Here is a 15391-nt window from a genome sequence, read left to right as displayed (position 1 = left end):
GGCTGGGCCGAAAACTCAGATGGGCTGTGGCGCACCGTCTTCGAGGCGGTGCGTGCATCCCAGCGCGCGCGGGTCTTCGTCTTCGGAAAGGGCCCGGAGCGTGCGCCAGCCTTCGGCGCGCAGGCGCGTGCCGGCATCGCGGTCGTGCCCCAGCGGCAGGTAAAGCATGTCGCGCTGCTCGTCCGTGTCGAGCAGCGGCAGTGCCTGGCCGAGATAGATCGAAAACCCGGTCGCGGGCTCGTCCGTGCCGCGGATCAGGTAGGTTCCGCCGCGCCCCAGCGCACCGCGCACGTTGGCAGCGTAGAGCGTGAAACCGAACCAGCTCTGGTATTCGAAGCCGTGGCGTTCGGTCGGGTCGAGCGTGATGCGCGCGCGGTCCCCGATGGCGGCGGCGATCTGCTCCAGCCCCTCGATCCGGGAGCCGAGCGCCCCGCCAGCATCCACCGCGCGCAGCTTCTCCAGCGCGTCGGGGAAGGGTCCGGCGGCGTGGATCAGCGGCAGGAACGCTTCCCCGCCGACGGCCTTCAGCCCGCCTGCATCCTTGGTGTCCAGTTCCCGCCGGACCTTATCGGCCTGTTCGGGAGAGAGCGGAAACGTGCTGCTGGCCAGCGTGGTGACGAGATCGGGCAGCGTGAAATCGACCGAAAGCGGCCCCAGCCCGACAGCATCCAGCGCCTCTATCGCGGTGAGCACCACTTCGGTGGCCGCAGCAACGCTGTCCGAGCCGATCAGCTCGGCACCGATCTGCAGGCGCTGGCGCACCGGATCGAGCTGGTCGGCGGCGATGCGCGCCACCTCGCCTGCGTAGCATAGCCGCAGGGGGCGGGCGCTATCGGCCATCGCGGTCGCAGCGATGCGCCCGATCTGCGGTGTAATGTCGCTGCGCAGCGCGAGCGTGCGCAGGCTGGCAGGATCGACGAAGCGGAACATGCTGCGCGTCTGCAGCCCGTCCATGCGCTGCCCCAGCGACTTCTCGAACTCGATCAGCGGCGGGCTGACCCGGTCGTACCCATGCGCATCCATTGCATCGAGCGCGAGGCGCATCGCCTGCGTCAGCACTGCGGATTGTTCGGGCAGATTGTCGGCCAGCCCCTCGGGCAGCAGGTCGTCGGTCATGGTGGCGCGAGCGCTAGCAGACCGGCAGGCGGCGGCAAGCCAAGATTGGCTCGCCCCGCCCGCCTGACCACATCAGAAACTGAGCGCCTTCACCGTGCGCACACCGTCCAGCTTCTCCGCCTCGGCAATCAGCGCATCGTCCAGCGGATGGTCGATGCTGAGCAGCAGCACGGCTTCGCCGCCCGCCTGCTTGCGCCCCAGGTTGAAGGTGCCGATGTTGATGCCCCGGTCGCCCAGCAGCGAACCGATCCGCCCGATGAAGCCGGGCGCATCGTCGTTGACGACGTAGAGCATGTGGCCATCCAGCTCGGCCTCGATCCCGATGCCGAAGATTTCCACCAGCCGCGGCGCTTCCTTGCCGAACAGCGTGCCCGCGACCGAACGTTCGCCGGAATCGGTTTCCACCGTCACGCGGATCAGCGTCTGGTAGGTACCCTCGCGGCTGTTGCGGATTTCGCGCACCTCGATGCCGCGGTCCTTCGCCAGATAGGGCGCGTTGACCATGTTCACGCTCTGCGAATAACGGCGCATGAGGCCCGCCAGCACGGCTGCGGTGATCGGTTTGGAGTTCAGCTCCGCCGCATCGCCTTCCAGCTCGATGGCGATCTTGGGCAGGCTGCCATGCGCCAGCTGCCCGACCAGCGAGCCGAGGCTTTCGGCGAGCTGCATGTAGGGCTTCAGACGCGGCGCTTCCTCCGCGCTGAGACTTGGCATGTTGAGCGCGTTGGTGACCGCGCCGGTCAGCAGGAAATCGCTGAGCTGCTCGGCCACCTGCAGCGCGACATTCTCCTGCGCCTCGCGGGTCGATGCGCCCAGGTGCGGGGTGCAGATGAAGCCGGGCTTGCCGAAAAGCGGGCTTTCCTTCGCCGGTTCGGTCACGAACACGTCCAGCGCGGCGCCAGCGACATGGCCGGAGTCGAGCATCTCGGCCAGAGCATCCTCGTCTACCAGCCCGCCGCGCGCGCAGTTGACGATCCGCACGCCCTTCTTCGTCTTGGCGAGGTTTTCGCGGCTCAGGATATTGCGCGTCTCGTCGGTCAGCGGGGTGTGCAGCGTGATGCAGTCCGCGCGGCCGAGCAGTTCGTCCAGCTCGACCTTCTCGACACCCAGATCCACCGCGCGTTCCTCCGTCAGGAAGGGATCGTAGGCGATGACCTTCATCTTGAGGCCCTGCGCGCGGGATGCGACGATGGAGCCGATATTGCCCGCGCCGATCAGGCCCAGCGTCTTGCCGGTCAGTTCCACGCCCATGAAGTCGCTCTTGGGCCACTCGCCGGCCTGCGTGCGCACATTGGCCTGCGGAATCTGCCGGGCGAGCGCCAGCAGCATGGCGATGGCGTGCTCCGCCGTGGTGATCGAATTGCCGAAGGGCGTGTTCATCACCACCACGCCGCGCTCACCGGCGGCGGCGATATCGACATTGTCGACGCCGATACCGGCGCGGCCGATGACCTTCAGGTTCGTCGCCGCCTCCAGAATCTCGGGCGTCACCTTGGTGGAAGACCGGATGGCAAGACCTTCATATTCGCCGATAATCGCCTTGAGCTCTTCGGGAGAAAGACCGGGCTTCACATCAACATCGCAGCCGCGCTCTTCGAAAATCTTCGCGGCTTCGGGGCTCATCTTGTCGGAAATCAGGACTTTGGGCTTCTGGGACATTTCATTTCCCTCAAATCGTCATGCTGAACTTGTTTCAGCATCCACCGAGCCTTCTCGAACGGAGGCTCGATGGTGGAGAACTGGACCCTGAAAGAAGTTCAGGGTGACGGGATAGCTAGGGGGTGGCGAAAGCCTACTTCTGCAGCTCGGCAAACGCCCACTCGATCCACGGCAGCAGGCGCGCGATATCCTCGGCCTCGACCGTGCCGCCGCACCAGATGCGCAGGGACGGCGGAGCGTCGCGGTAGCCGTTGAAGTCGTAACCGACGCCTTCGGCTTCCAGCATCTTGTAGATCTTGCCGGGAATCGCCGCCTGCTCGTCTTCGGAAAGACTGTCGAACCACTCGCCCTGGAAGACGAAGCACACGCCGGTATTGGTCCGCTTGGCCGGATCGTCGACCATGTTGCGCACGTAAGGCGTCGCCTCGATCCAGTCGGTCAGCACCTTGGCATTGGCGTTTGCGCGTTCGATCATCGCGGGCAGGCCGCCGATCGACTTCGCCCATTCGAGCGCGGCGATGTAATCCTCGGTCGCGAGCATCGAGGGCGTGTTGATCGTCGCGCCTTCGAAGATCGCGGTGTTGATCTTGCCGCCCTTCTTCAGGCGGAACAGCTTGGGCAGCGGCCATTCGGGATCGTAGCTTTCGATCCGCTCGACCGCCTTGGGGCTGAGGATCAGCATGCCGTGCTGCGCTTCGGAGCCCATCACCTTCTGCCAGGAATAGGTCGTCGCATCGAGCTTGGCCCAGTCCATCTCCTGCGCGAAGACGGCGCTGGTCGCGTCGTTGATGGCAAGGCCCTTGCGGCCCGGCTCAAGCCAGTCCGTGTTCGGGATCTTTGCGCCCGACGTGGTCCCGTTCCAGGTGAAAACGACGTCGTTTTCCTGCGGGATCGCGTTCAGGTCGGGAATTTCGCCATAAGGCGCGTCGAGCACCTGCAGGTCGGGCAGCTTGAGCTGCTTGACCGCATCCTGAATCCACACATTGCCGAAGCTTTCCCACGCGGCGACCGTGGCGGGGCCTGCGCCCAGCATCGTCCACATCGCGCATTCGAGCGCGCCGGTATCAGAGGCGGGCATGATCCCAACGAGGTAATCCTCGGGAATTCCGAGCAGCTCTTTCGACAGGTCGATCGCGTATTTCAGGCGCGCCTTGCCGACCGAAGAACGGTGCGAACGGCCCAGTGATTCGGTCTTGAGCTTGTCGAGGGACCAGCCGGGGAACTTGGCGGTGGGTCCGGACGAAAAGAAAGGGCGCTCCGGACGGAGCGTCGGCTTCGTAGCAGTCATGTATTCTCTCCTTGCAGAGAGCTCGCGCGGCGTTGGGACCGCGTGGCCCGTCGGCGGCAATAAAGTTGCGCGCGGGCAAGTCAATGCGAAATGGTGTGCTATCGACAGGCCGGGCACATGATCGGCTGGAACGTGCCCACTGCGGCGGGGGCTTCCCTCGCCCCGGCCCTTACCGTGGCCCCCTCGCCAATCGGCTCGCGCGCGACTAAGGCGGCGGCCATGGACGTTACCGATCTGCGCATCGCCCTCGTCAGCGGCAATTACAACATGGTCCGCGACGGGCCGACCCAGGCGCTCAACCGTCTGGTCGGCCATGTGCTGGAACTGGGCGGCGACGTCCGCATCTTCGCGCCAACCGTCGCAAACCCGCAGGTCGACGCGGTGGGAGAGATCGTATCCCTGCCTTCGATCGCGATCCCCGGCCGCTCCGAATACCGCGTTCCGCTGGGCCTCACCGGCAAAGCGAAGGAAAAGTTCGAGGCTTTCCGCCCGAACCTCGTCCACGTCGCCAGCCCGGATCGCGCCAGCCGTCAGGCGGTGGACTGGGCGCGCAAGCACGATGTGCCGGTGCTGGGATCGGTCCACACCCGGTTCGAGACCTATCCGCGCTATTACAAGCTCGGCTTCCTCGAACCTGCGGTCGAGGCGTGGCTGCGCTCCATGTATCGCAAGTGCGATGCGCTGGTCGCTCCGTCCGAAGGCATGGTCGATGTCCTGCGCGCGCAGGGCATGAACGAGGATATCGGCATCTGGACGCGCGGGATCGACCGCAGCATCTTCCATCCCGGTGCGCGCGACCTTGCGTGGCGCCGCGAACAGGGCATCGCAGATGAAGAGGTGGTGATCTCCTTCCTCGGGCGTCTGGTGATGGAGAAGGGCCTCGACGTCTTCACCGATTCGATCATCGAACTGCGCAAGCGGCAGGTGCCGCATCGGGTGATGGTGATCGGCGACGGGCCTGCGCGTGGATGGTTCGAGAAAGCGCTGCCCGGCGGTATCTTCGTGGGCCAGCAGGAGGGCACGGACCTGGGCCGCGCGGTCGCCAGCGCGGATGTGTTCTTCAACCCTTCCATCACCGAAACCTTCGGCAACGTGACGCTGGAACACATGGCCTGCGCGATCCCCGTGGTCGCCGCCAATGCCACCGGCAGTTCCAGCCTTGTCGTCGATGGCGAAACGGGTGCTCTCGTCACGCCCGGCGATGTCGAAGGCTTTGCCGATGCGCTTGCACCCTATTGCACGGATGCGGATCTGCGCGCGCGCCATGGCGCGGCAGGGCTGGAACGCAGCCAGCCCTATACGTGGGAGGCGATCAACGCATCGATGGTGGATACCTACCTGCGGCTCGCGAAAGCGAAACCGCAGGCAGCATAGGTCACGCTATCGCAGGACGCCCTTAGATTTCATGCTGATGGCGTAGATCAGCAGGAACGTCGCGACGCTCCACAACACATAGGGAAACCACGCGGGCTGGATTTCCGCGAGTTCCGGCGGAAGCTGCGTCAGCGTTTCGTAGTAGGTCGTCACCGCGATCCCCAGCAGGGACAGCGCGAAGACCGACACGGCAAGCCCGCTGCGCGCAATCAGCAATATAGAGCCGATGAACGCTCCCAGCGTGCCGACCGCCCATCCGGCGTGCGCCCATGCGGGAAAAGCTTCGAGATAGGCGATCCCGCTTTCGGGATATTGCATGGCCTCCAGCCACCAGTCCGCCTGCATGCTCGAGAAAACATAGTCCGCCGCGCCGATGCTGTTCCACAGCAGCGAAACAATGCCCACCACCCACAGGTGCCACGGCGTTTTGCGGTCGAGATAATCGTCCATTTTCCCGTCCCTCCCATTGTTCTTGTTATGCGCGACCCGTCGGTGTGCAGCTTATGCTTCGCCTCCCGATTGGCAAGAGCCGCCTGATGTCCCTATCTCGGCCCGATGGCAGACCTGTTCGGCGACGATCCCCCGCCCCCCACTTCATCCGAGACACCGCGAGAAGACGCTCCGCTGGCCGACCGCCTGCGCCCGCGCAGCCTGGAGGAAGTCGTCGGGCAAGAGCATCTGACCGGGCCCGAGGGCACGATCGGGCGGATGGTTACGGCAGGCAAACTCTCCAGCATGATCCTGTGGGGGCCGCCGGGGACGGGCAAGACCACGATCGCGCGCCTGCTGGCCGACAGCGTCGGCATGCGCTTTGCCGCCGTCAGCGCGGTGTTCAGCGGCGTCGCAGACCTCAAGAAGGTCTTCGCCGAGGCGGACAAGGCCGCGCAGGCCGGACAGAAGACGCTGCTGTTCGTGGACGAGATCCACCGCTTCAATCGCGCGCAGCAGGACGGCTTCCTCCCTTTCGTCGAACGCGGCACGGTGACGCTGGTCGGCGCGACGACCGAGAACCCCAGCTTCGCATTGAACGCCGCTCTGCTCAGCCGCGCGCAGGTGCTGATCCTCGAGCGATTGGGGCACGAGGCGCTGGGCGAACTGCTGACCCGCGCCGAAGAGCTGGAGCGCCCCCTCCCCCTCACCGACGATGCGCGCGCCGCGCTGATCGCGAGCGCCGATGGCGATGGGCGCTTCCTGCTCAACCAGGCAGAAACGCTGTATAATGCGGGGCTGACCGAGCCGCTCGATCCCGCAGGGCTCGGCAGCTTCCTGCAACGCCGTGTGGCGGTGTACGACAAGGATCGCGACGGGCACTACAACCTCATCTCCGCGCTGCATAAGGCGGTGCGCGGGAGCGATCCGGACGCCGCGCTCTACTACCTCGCGCGGATGCTGACCGCGGGTGAGGAGCCGCGCTATCTCGCGCGGCGGCTGGTGCGCATGGCGGTGGAGGATATCGGCATGGCCGATCCCGCCGCGCTGACCCAGTGCATCGCCGCACGCGACGCCTACGAATTCCTCGGCAGCCCCGAAGGCGAGCTGGCTCTGGTGCAGGCCTGCATCTACCTCGCCACCGCGCCCAAATCGAACGCGGCCTACATGGCGCAGAAGGCCGCGTGGCGCAGTGCGAAGGAGACCGGCAGTCTCACTCCCCCGAAGAACATCCTCAACGCGCCCACCAAGCTGATGAAGAATATCGGCTATGGCGAGGGCTATTCCTACGACCATTCGGCTGAGGACGCGTTCTCGGGCGATAATTACTGGCCCGACGAGATGGAGCCGCAAAGCTTCTACGAACCCACCGGGCGCGGCTTCGAGAAGCGCGTGGCGGAGCGCATGAACTATTGGAACGGGCTACGGCGTGAGCGGCGCGAAACCTGAACCCGTCAAGCCCGGTCCGCTCGTGCTGAGCCTGTCGAAGCATTCTCTTCTTCCTCAAGAAAGCGCTCTTCGAGTTCGCCTCGCACAGGGCGAGCGGTGTTCGGGCCGTTTCCCGTGAACCGGTTCTCCCACTTCCTCGCCATCGACTGGTCGGGCGCAAAAGGCGCGCGGCACAAGGGCATTGCCCTGGCCATCGCGGACGCGAAGGGTGGGCCGCCGCGCCTGATCGATCGGGACAGGGCATGGAGCCGCGAAGACGTGCTCGCCTTCCTGCGCCACGATCTGCCACCCGACACGCTGGCGGGGATGGACCTGGGCATGTCCCTTCCCTTCACCGATTGCGGGGCATTCTTTCCCGGGTGGAAGCGCTCGCCGCCGGACCTGAAATCGCTCTGGTCGCTGATCGACACGCTCTGCGCGGGGGACCCACACCTCGAAGCGGGCAGCGCGCTAAGGCACCCTGAGGTCGCGCGCTATTTCAGGCATGGGCGCGGCGAAGAGGGTGACCTATTCCACGCGCCGGACGCCGCCAGCCGCGAAGGCCGTTTTCGCCTCGCGGAACACACCCAGCGCGCAATGGGGTGCCGCCCGGTCTCCAACTTCAATCTCGTCGGCGCGGCGCAGGTGGGCAAGTCGAGCCTCACCGGCATGCGTCTGCTGCACCGGCTCGATGGCGCGCTGCCCGTCTGGCCGGTCGACCCGCTGCCGCGCGCGGGATCGGTGCTGGTGGAAATCTATACCGCCCTCGCCTCGCTGGAGGCGCTGCCCGCGCATCGCGGCCGCAAGATCAGGGACTTCAGCCTGCTGGACGAGGCGCTGCGCGCGATCGGATCGGACCCGACCGGCAAGACCGGCACAGTCGACGATCACTCCTCCGACGCGCTGCTCACCGCAGCGTGGCTGCGCAATGTGGGCGAGGATGGGGCCCTGTGGACACCGCGCGGGCTGACAAGGCAGATTGCACGCACCGAGGGCTGGACCTTCGGGGCACGCTGACCTTCAGGCAGGTATCGCAGGCAGATCGCGGCCGAGCCGGTCCAGCATCTGGAGATTGCGCCTTTCGGCCTGCCCGGGGATCAGGAAGGCATCGACCAGCCACCACACGCCCAGCACGACCCAGCCGAGAAACAGCGGCAGCCAGCCGAGCAACAGCAGGCCGAGCTGCACCGCACCGCTCGTCATGTGACCCAGATAGAAGCGATGCGCCCCGAAGGAGCCCAGGAAGAGCCACAGGAGATAAGCCGCGGCAACCGACTTCTTTTGCGCGTCATACTGCAGCTGTGTGCGAAGATTCTGGTCCAACTTGAGTTCCTTGCTTCCTGCCCCCTTCATACCCGATTTGCGTGGATTTGCCAAAGCGGACCGGGAAATATCGGCCATCCGCCGACCATCTTCGACCAACGTCCGGGGGGCTGGACGCGGATGTGGTTTTGGCGCATTGCGCCGCGACGCGCCGGTTTAGCTCAGCTGGTAGAGCAGCGGTTTTGTAAACCGAAGGTCGGGGGTTCGAATCCCTCAACCGGCACCACTTTCCTTGTGTGACGGTAACCGCCGTTCCTCGACGATCCCGTCCAAATTGGTCGAGTAATCGTCACACTAGAACGCGACCGCAATGCTTGCAGAGGGCATGAAGTAGGCCCTCGAACTTTCGACTGTGGGTTCATTCGACCATTGGCGCTGGAACTGCCCCGCAATCACAAGCGAGACGTCGCCCCAATCTTCCATTGCTGCGCTGAGATCGACACCTGCTGTCAAACGAAGGCGCGTATCTTTTCGATCTTCACCACTCTGCGAGAGGGCTGATCGATAGATCGAATGATCGATCTGGCCGGCGCCGAAAAAGCGCATCCTGCGAAACAGAGGCGAGTAGCCCGTCAGCTTGGCTTGTGGAATGAATCTCTCTTTTTCAGGATTGGTCGACCATACGTTGGCAAGTTGTGCGCCAGCCTCCCAATAGAAGCCGGGCTCATCGCTGGCGGCACCAATCTCAACCGCGGTGCCGAGCATCTTTCGGGTCGACATAATCGTCCGGACATCACGAAGACGAAAGCCGACTGCAGCTTCATGGTCTTCGCGTGTTCTGGAATCGAGCAGCCCCTCATGCTTGCTGGAATACTGGTAGTAAGCGTAGGGTCGGAACGCGTCGGTCACTCTAGAAGCTTTCACGGACCGGTCGTTCTCCAGCGTCAATTCCTTAAAAGGAATGTAAGCGTCGCCAAGCGTTACTCGACCGAAGAAGGAACTTTCCGGATCGACCTCCGCAACCAGTCCGGGACTATCCGTCACCCCGAACTTGAACTCTAACGGAACCAATCCGTTCGCGGACTTTCGCTTGAAACTGACAGACGCCCCAAGTTCGCTTTCATCAATGAGGTCGGGATCCGCATCATCAGGCAGGTTCTCACCAATGCGAATCCCGAGTTCGAAATTCACTTTCGCGTCCCACCCTGTCACGGCCTGGCTATCCTGAGCTTTTGCCGCAGTCGAAAGCGACAATGCACCCAAAGCGAAAACTACCGAGCGAGCCATCATAGGAAAATTCCCTTCCCCGAAATTAGCGGAGACAAAGTACCGGGAATATTTCATTGGTAAAGATACTAAACGCGGCGGACAATATTTAGCATGGGTCATACGTATTTTTACATAAGTAAAAACAACCCATTGCTTCTTGAATAAAATCCGCACTTCGCCCTCGCCAAGAAGGCATCCGATCTCATCAAGCGCGCTACTCTGCGACGCCCCCCAATAGATCCTGTCACGCTACGCGAGTGATCCGGGACGCGCCAACCTCTATTGTCGCCCAAGCACCACATGCTCCGCGCATGACCTCGGGGGCCGGGTATTGGCGCTAACCTCGCCCGCGGTAGTTCTGTACGCCCTGATCGGGCACCCAGAGGCCATCGGGCACGGGGCCGCTCTGCCAGAATACGTCGATCGGAATGCCGCCGCGCGGGTACCAGTAGCCGCCGATGCGCAGCCATTTGGGGGCCATCTCGTCGAACAGGCGCTGGCCTATGCCGACCGTCACGTCCTCGTGAAAACCGCAATGATTGCGGAAGCTTCCCAGAAACAGCTTGAGGCTTTTCGATTCCACGATGGTCTCGCCCGGCGCATAGTCGATCACCAGATGCGCGAAGTCGGGCTGACCGGTAACGGGGCACAAGGATGTGAACTCGGGCGCGGAAAAGCGCACGCAATACAGCCCGCCCTTGCGCGGATTGGGCACGTAATCCAGCTCTGCTTCTTCAGGCGAGGCGGGCAGCGGGCTTGCCTGGCCCAGGAAACGCGGGGCCTCGGCGCCCGGACTCTCACGGGGTGTGTCGCTCATGCCGCGTCCTTGCCCTTATCGCACGCCACGCACAAGCAGCCCTTTGCACGCGCACGATTCACACACTATTCAGCGCCGTTCTGCCCGGTGTTCGGGCACGTATCCTCCTGTACCAAGTCTGCCCATGCGATCGCTTTTCCTTTCTGCTGCGCTGCTGATATTCGGCGCTGCCGCTGCCACCGCCCAGCCGGTCAGCGATTTCCAGCTGCCGCCCGATCCCGACGCGACGCCGACATCGCGCCCGCAGGCGCAGGGGCCGACCGACCTCGAGGGCGAGACACGCAGCGCGCCCCGCGTCATCGGCACGGCCACGCCGGAACCCACGGCAACCGCGCGACCGGACCGTTCGACGCCCTCGCCAGCGCCCAGCCCCACGGGCCCTGCGCCCGCCACCCCCAGCCCCCGTCAGACCGAAACCGGGCAGCGGGACCGCGCCCTGCCGCGAAGCGAAGGCGCGATCTCGACGCGCGACGTGCTTGCCGATCGCGCCCCGCAAGCCGATCCGGTCGAGCCTGCCTCCCCTGCCGCAGCGAACGACGAGGCAGCGCCGCAACCCGAAACCGGCACGGCGACGGGCCTGCCCACGACCGCCGAACAAGCCGTCGGACGGGCCGATATCGAGGCGGACATGCGGGCCGATCCGGAGAATCTCCGGGGGGCCGATACCGGCGCATCTCCAGAACCCTTCCAGGAGCCCGCTCCGGCATCCGTCATTCCCGCGTGGATCTGGCCCGCCTTGCTCGGCCTGGCCGTGCTGGTGCTCGGCGCGATCATCTTCGCGCTGGCCCGCCGCCGGATCGCACGGCGGCGTGAGGCGGCGGCAGCTGCGGCGGTTCCCGCCGAGCCGCTGCGTCCGGTCGAATCGCCCCGGCCCCGGCCGGCCGGCCGGCCCGCAAGCTCCCCCACCCCAACCTCCGCGCCTGCGCGCGCGCCGGGACCGGGCTCGCTGGAGGTGGAGGCGTTTGCGGTCACGCTCAATCGCAGCGTCATGAACGCCACGATCTCGTACCGGGTGACCCTGACCAATCGCGGCCCCAGGCCGATCACGCAGATCCGCGTCCACGGCGATGTGACAACCGCGCATGGCCGCATTCCGGCGGACCAGCAGCTTGCCGATACGCGGCAGGAATTCCCCGAACTGCACGAACATGCGCGGCTGAAGGCCGGCCAGCGCACCACGATGCAGGGGCAGTTGCGGATCCCGCTGCAGGAGGTTCGCGCGCTGCATCAGGGCAACGTGCCGGTCTTCGTGCCGCTGCTGCGCCTCGCGGTGCGCGCTGCCGAGCTTGAGCCGCGCGCCTATACCTACGTCATCGGCACGAGGGAGAGCGGCAAGGGTGCACGGCCCACGCCATTCCGGCTCGACGAAGGCCCGCGCAACTACGCCCAGCTCTCCACCCGCGCGCTCGCCTAGATTGCGCCCGCTCGGCTCGACAAGCCGCTGTCATCGCGGCTAGGCGGGCGGTCGATGGATATGCTCGTTTCGACCGACTGGCTCGTCGCAGAGCTGGATGCGCCCGATCTGGCGGTGCTCGACGCATCGCTCCACCTGCCCGCGGCCCAGCGCGATGCGCGCGCGGAGTTCGAGGACGGGCATATTCCCGGCGCGCATTTCATGGACCTTGCCGGGCTGCACGATCCCGCTTCGGCAATGCCGGGCAAAGTGCCCGACGGGGCGCGGATCGCCCGCTGGCTGGGCGATCGCGGGATCGGGCCGCAGACGCGGATCGTGCTGTACGACGATTCCATGCTGCGCAGTGCGGCGCGGGCCTGGGTGCTGCTCGATCTGGCAGGGATCGCGAACGTCGCCGTGCTCGATGGTGGTCTGGCGAAGTGGAAAGAGCAGGATCGCCCGCTCGATAGCGGAATGCCCTCGCCCTCCCCGGCGGACCGTCCCCCTACCGCGATCCGCCTGACCGACATCCGCGACAAGGCGGCGATGCTCGCCAATGTGCAAAGCGGCGCCGAACAGGTCGTCGATGCGCGCGACGCGGCGCGCTTCACCGGTTCGGAAGAAGACAGCGTGCACGATCTGCCGGGCGGGCACATCCCCGCCGCACGCCACCTGTTCTTCCGCGACCTGCTGCGCGAGGATGGCACCTTCCGCGATACGGACGCCCTTCGCGCCCTCTTCGCACAGGCCCAAATCGATATTGAACAGCCCGTCGTCACCACCTGCGGCAGCGGCATCACCGCGTCCGTGCTGCTGTTCGGCCTGCGGCTGGTGGGCGCACCGCGCACGGCGCTGTACGACGGCAGCTGGTCCGAATGGGGCGCCGACCCCGATACACCCAAGGAAACTGGAGACCCACGCTGAGCAAGACCGACAAGCCGATCGGAACCCGCACGCGTGCCGTGCTCGCCGGTCGCCGCGAGGAATGGACCGGCAGGGTCGTCAATCCGCCGATCTGGCGCGGCAGCACGCATCTCTACGAGAGCGAGGCCGAGCGGGTGGAATGCCTCAAGTATAACGAGGATGGGCGCTTCCACTACGGACGCCGCGGTTCGCCCACCCAGTGGGCGCTGGCCGAGGCGCTGACCGAGCTGGAGCCGGGTGCCGATGGCACGATGCTCTATCCCAGCGGCACCGCCGCGCTGGCGGGTGCAATGATGAGCGTGCTGGAACCGGGCGACGTGCTGCTGGTGCAGGACAATGTCTACGAGCCCACCCGCTCCATCGCCTCCGGTCTGCTGAAGCGCTGGGGCGTCGAAGCGCGTTTCTTCGATCCCTCCGATCACGACGCCTACGCAGCCGCCTTCGATGATCGGACCGCGGCCGTCATGCTCGAAACGCCCGGCAGTTTGACGATGGAGGTGCCCGACATCCCGCGTCTCGCCGCCATCGCGCAGGACAAGGGCGCGAGCGTGCTGGTCGACAATACCTGGGCCACGGGCGTCGGCTTCCCGGCGCTGGAGCATGGCTGCGACATCACGATCACCGCGCTGACCAAGCATGCCGGCGGCCATTCGGACGTCATGATGGGTGCGGCAAGCGCGGGCAGGAAATACTACGCCAGGCTGCGCCACACTGCGCAGAGCCTGGGCCAGTGCGTCTCACCGGACGACGCCGCGCTGGTATCCCGCGGCCTGCGGACCATGCCGCTGCGCCTCGGGCAGACCACCGCCAGTGCGCTGACAATCGCAACGTGGCTGCAATCCCGGCCCGAGGTCGCGCATGTGCTGTGCCCCATGCTCGAAGGATCGCCCGGCCACGAATACTGGGCGCGCGACTTCACCGGGGGCTGCGGCCTGTTCAGCTTCGTTCTCGCCGGCCACACCGATACGCAGCGCAGCGCCTTTGTCGACACGCTGGAGCTGTTCGGCATCGGCTATAGCTGGGGCGGGTTCGAAAGCCTTGCCCTGCCCTTCGATGCCGCGCGCATCCGCAGCGCGAGCGCATGGCCGAAGGCAGGCTGGCGCGAGGAGGACCGGCTGGGCATCCGCCTCGCCATCGGGCTCGAAAATGCGGAAGACCTGATCGCCGACCTTGACCGCGCCTTCTCCGCAATCAAGCATAGGTAATGTCCAGCTCGATCAGTCCCAATGCCGCCACTGACGCAGTCCTCAACCCGCAAGGCGAGGAGACGCCGTCCCCCGAGGCGAGCGGAGAGGCGCTGCAGGCGGGAGAGCAGGTAATCCTGCAACCGGTGCCGGGCGAAGGGGATGGCAGCGGCGCAGTCGCCACGCCGGCACCAACCGCCGAACCGACCGATTCCGTCAAGGCGGCGGACGAGCTGGCCCAGGCGGTGGGAGAGCAGAGCCAGACCATCGGCGACGTCATCCAGTCGATGGACTCGATGGCGATCAATGTCGGCTCGATGCACATTTCGGTATGGGACGGCATCGTGTTCCTTGCCGTCGTGGCAGGCGTTTTCGCCTTCGCCTTCTTCGGCAGCAAGCTGGCGCACATCGGCCTGGCCCGCGTCACGCGTCTCGACCAGACGCGCCGCCTGCTGGCGGAGAAGATCGTCACCATCGTCGTGTGGGGCATGGCCTTCTTCATCGGGATCGACCTGCTGGGGATCGACCTGACCGCGCTGGCGGTGTTCTCCGGCGCGTTCGGCCTCGCCATCGGTTTCGGCCTGCAGAAGACCTTCGGCAACCTGATCGCCGGGATCATCCTGCTGATGGACAAGTCGATCAAGCCGGGCGACGTGATCGCGATTGCCGATCAGGCGGGCGTTTCCACCTTCGGGCAGATCCGCAAGATCGGCATCCGCGCGGTGTCGATCACCACGCGCGACCAGAAGGAATACCTGATCCCGAACGAGAACCTGATGATCAATCAGGTGGAAAACTGGTCCTATTCCAGCCGCAACGTGCGCATGCAGGTGCCCGTGGGCGTCAGCTACAACGCCGACATCGACCGCGCGGAAGAGCTGATGCTGGAGGCCGCGCTGTCGTGCGACAGGGTGCTCAAATCGCCACCGCCCACCGTATGGCTGGACGGCTACGGCGAGAGCAGCGTCGATTTCATCATCCACGTCTGGATCACCGATCCCGAAGCGGGGATCGGCAACGTGAAAAGCGCGGTGCTGAAGAAGCTGTGGCACCTGTTCAAGGAACACGAGGTCGAGATCCCCTTCCCGCAGCGCGACATCAACCTGCGCAGCAACAAGGGGCTCGACCAGCTGATCGCCGCGCTGGAACAGCGGCGCGACCCGCGAAGCGACGTGGCGGAGAGCGACTAGCCAGCCCCGCCCCTAGCAGAGCTGCTAGTTGCGGCCCTCGGCCCGGAGGACAATACA

At 65.4% G+C, this 15391-nt stretch carries 14 protein-coding genes and 1 tRNA gene; 8 read left to right on the top strand and 7 right to left on the bottom strand.

Features of this window, described 5'->3' with window-relative positions; all coding sequences use genetic code 11:
- Positions 1-15: 15 nt before the first annotated feature.
- From ADAD_RS0107515 to ADAD_RS0107505, 3 genes are all read right to left on the bottom strand, one after another.
- Complete coding sequence (locus ADAD_RS0107515) at positions 16-1116, bottom strand: ATP phosphoribosyltransferase regulatory subunit (RefSeq protein WP_010411945.1); 1101 nt, start codon at positions 1114-1116, stop codon at positions 16-18.
- 72 nt (positions 1117-1188) lie between these two features.
- Positions 1189-2775, bottom strand: a complete 1587-nt coding sequence (gene serA / locus ADAD_RS0107510; RefSeq protein ID WP_010411943.1) for a phosphoglycerate dehydrogenase — start codon at positions 2773-2775, stop codon at positions 1189-1191.
- A gap of 133 nt (positions 2776-2908) precedes the next feature.
- Positions 2909-4063 carry a phosphoserine transaminase gene (locus tag ADAD_RS0107505; RefSeq protein WP_010411940.1) on the bottom strand — a complete coding sequence of 385 codons (1155 nt, stop codon included), beginning with the start codon at positions 4061-4063 and terminating at the stop codon, positions 2909-2911.
- Between the two features lie 219 nt (positions 4064-4282).
- Between ADAD_RS0107505 and ADAD_RS0107500 the strand changes: the two genes are divergently transcribed.
- Positions 4283-5437, top strand: a complete 1155-nt coding sequence (locus tag ADAD_RS0107500) for a glycosyltransferase family 4 protein (protein WP_029139985.1) — start codon at positions 4283-4285, stop codon at positions 5435-5437.
- A gap of 6 nt (positions 5438-5443) precedes the next feature.
- Here ADAD_RS0107500 and ADAD_RS0107495 read toward each other — a convergent pair whose 3' ends face one another.
- Positions 5444-5887 carry a hypothetical protein gene (locus ADAD_RS0107495; protein ID WP_010411933.1) on the bottom strand — a complete coding sequence of 148 codons (444 nt, stop codon included), beginning with the start codon at positions 5885-5887 and terminating at the stop codon, positions 5444-5446.
- A gap of 105 nt (positions 5888-5992) precedes the next feature.
- Between ADAD_RS0107495 and ADAD_RS0107490 the strand changes: the two genes are divergently transcribed.
- Both ADAD_RS0107490 and ADAD_RS0107485 read left to right on the top strand, forming a co-directional pair.
- A complete protein-coding gene (locus tag ADAD_RS0107490) occupies positions 5993-7315 on the top strand; it encodes a replication-associated recombination protein A (protein WP_010411931.1) in 1323 nt (440 codons plus the stop codon).
- Positions 7316-7429: 114 nt separating this feature from the next.
- On the top strand, positions 7430-8311 hold the full coding sequence (locus ADAD_RS0107485; RefSeq protein WP_010411928.1) for a hypothetical protein: 882 nt from the start codon (positions 7430-7432) through the stop codon (positions 8309-8311).
- 3 nt (positions 8312-8314) lie between these two features.
- Here ADAD_RS0107485 and ADAD_RS0107480 read toward each other — a convergent pair whose 3' ends face one another.
- A complete protein-coding gene (locus ADAD_RS0107480; RefSeq protein WP_050803729.1) occupies positions 8315-8617 on the bottom strand; it encodes a TM2 domain-containing protein in 303 nt (100 codons plus the stop codon).
- Between the two features lie 150 nt (positions 8618-8767).
- Between ADAD_RS0107480 and ADAD_RS0107475 the strand changes: the two genes are divergently transcribed.
- Positions 8768-8843: transfer RNA gene (locus ADAD_RS0107475), tRNA-Thr, on the top strand.
- Between the two features lie 68 nt (positions 8844-8911).
- On the opposite strand, the gene ADAD_RS0107470 is transcribed toward ADAD_RS0107475, so the two are convergent.
- Positions 8912-10000 (bottom strand): hypothetical protein, encoded by a 1089-nt coding sequence (locus ADAD_RS0107470; protein ID WP_139020386.1) that lies wholly within the window; start codon positions 9998-10000, stop codon positions 8912-8914.
- Positions 10001-10163: 163 nt separating this feature from the next.
- The gene (queF, locus tag ADAD_RS0107465) at positions 10164-10643 is read right to left on the bottom strand and encodes a preQ(1) synthase (RefSeq protein WP_010411920.1); all 480 of its coding nucleotides are present in this window, start codon (positions 10641-10643) and stop codon (positions 10164-10166) included.
- A 124-nt stretch (positions 10644-10767) separates the two neighbouring features.
- On the opposite strand from queF, the gene ADAD_RS0107460 reads away from it, so the two are divergent.
- The 4 genes from ADAD_RS0107460 to ADAD_RS0107445 are packed head-to-tail and all read left to right on the top strand — an operon-like array spanning position 10768 to position 15334.
- Positions 10768-12057 carry a hypothetical protein gene (locus ADAD_RS0107460; RefSeq protein ID WP_010411917.1) on the top strand — a complete coding sequence of 430 codons (1290 nt, stop codon included), beginning with the start codon at positions 10768-10770 and terminating at the stop codon, positions 12055-12057.
- Positions 12058-12111: 54 nt separating this feature from the next.
- Complete coding sequence (locus ADAD_RS0107455; protein ID WP_010411914.1) at positions 12112-12960, top strand: sulfurtransferase; 849 nt, start codon at positions 12112-12114, stop codon at positions 12958-12960.
- Positions 12912-14165, top strand: coding sequence for a cystathionine beta-lyase (gene metC / locus ADAD_RS0107450; RefSeq protein WP_083825581.1), 1254 nt, complete (start codon positions 12912-12914; stop codon positions 14163-14165). Before ADAD_RS0107455 ends, metC begins: the two co-directional genes overlap by 49 nt.
- A complete protein-coding gene (locus ADAD_RS0107445; protein ID WP_010411908.1) occupies positions 14165-15334 on the top strand; it encodes a mechanosensitive ion channel family protein in 1170 nt (389 codons plus the stop codon). Before metC ends, ADAD_RS0107445 begins: the two co-directional genes overlap by 1 nt.
- Positions 15335-15391: the final 57 nt, after the last annotated feature.

The organism is Citromicrobium sp. JLT1363, assembly GCF_000186705.1.
Lineage (GTDB): Bacteria > Pseudomonadota > Alphaproteobacteria > Sphingomonadales > Sphingomonadaceae > Alteriqipengyuania.
The sequence above is the reverse complement of the archived record's forward strand: the minus strand, read 5'-3'. Positions and strand labels throughout refer to the sequence as shown.

Coding starts and splice junctions, on each gene's coding strand:
- ADAD_RS0107515 (WP_010411945.1), bottom strand. CDS start 1,116: ATGACCGACGACCTGCTGCCCGAGGGGCTGGCCGACAATCTGCCCGAA.
- serA (WP_010411943.1), bottom strand. CDS start 2,775: ATGTCCCAGAAGCCCAAAGTCCTGATTTCCGACAAGATGAGCCCCGAA.
- ADAD_RS0107505 (WP_010411940.1), bottom strand. CDS start 4,063: ATGACTGCTACGAAGCCGACGCTCCGTCCGGAGCGCCCTTTCTTTTCG.
- ADAD_RS0107500 (WP_029139985.1), top strand. CDS start 4,283: ATGGACGTTACCGATCTGCGCATCGCCCTCGTCAGCGGCAATTACAAC.
- ADAD_RS0107495 (WP_010411933.1), bottom strand. CDS start 5,887: ATGGACGATTATCTCGACCGCAAAACGCCGTGGCACCTGTGGGTGGTG.
- ADAD_RS0107490 (WP_010411931.1), top strand. CDS start 5,993: ATGGCAGACCTGTTCGGCGACGATCCCCCGCCCCCCACTTCATCCGAG.
- queF (WP_010411920.1), bottom strand. CDS start 10,643: ATGAGCGACACACCCCGTGAGAGTCCGGGCGCCGAGGCCCCGCGTTTC.
- ADAD_RS0107460 (WP_010411917.1), top strand. CDS start 10,768: ATGCGATCGCTTTTCCTTTCTGCTGCGCTGCTGATATTCGGCGCTGCC.
- ADAD_RS0107455 (WP_010411914.1), top strand. CDS start 12,112: ATGGATATGCTCGTTTCGACCGACTGGCTCGTCGCAGAGCTGGATGCG.
- metC (WP_083825581.1), top strand. CDS start 12,912: ATGGGGCGCCGACCCCGATACACCCAAGGAAACTGGAGACCCACGCTG.
- ADAD_RS0107445 (WP_010411908.1), top strand. CDS start 14,165: ATGTCCAGCTCGATCAGTCCCAATGCCGCCACTGACGCAGTCCTCAAC.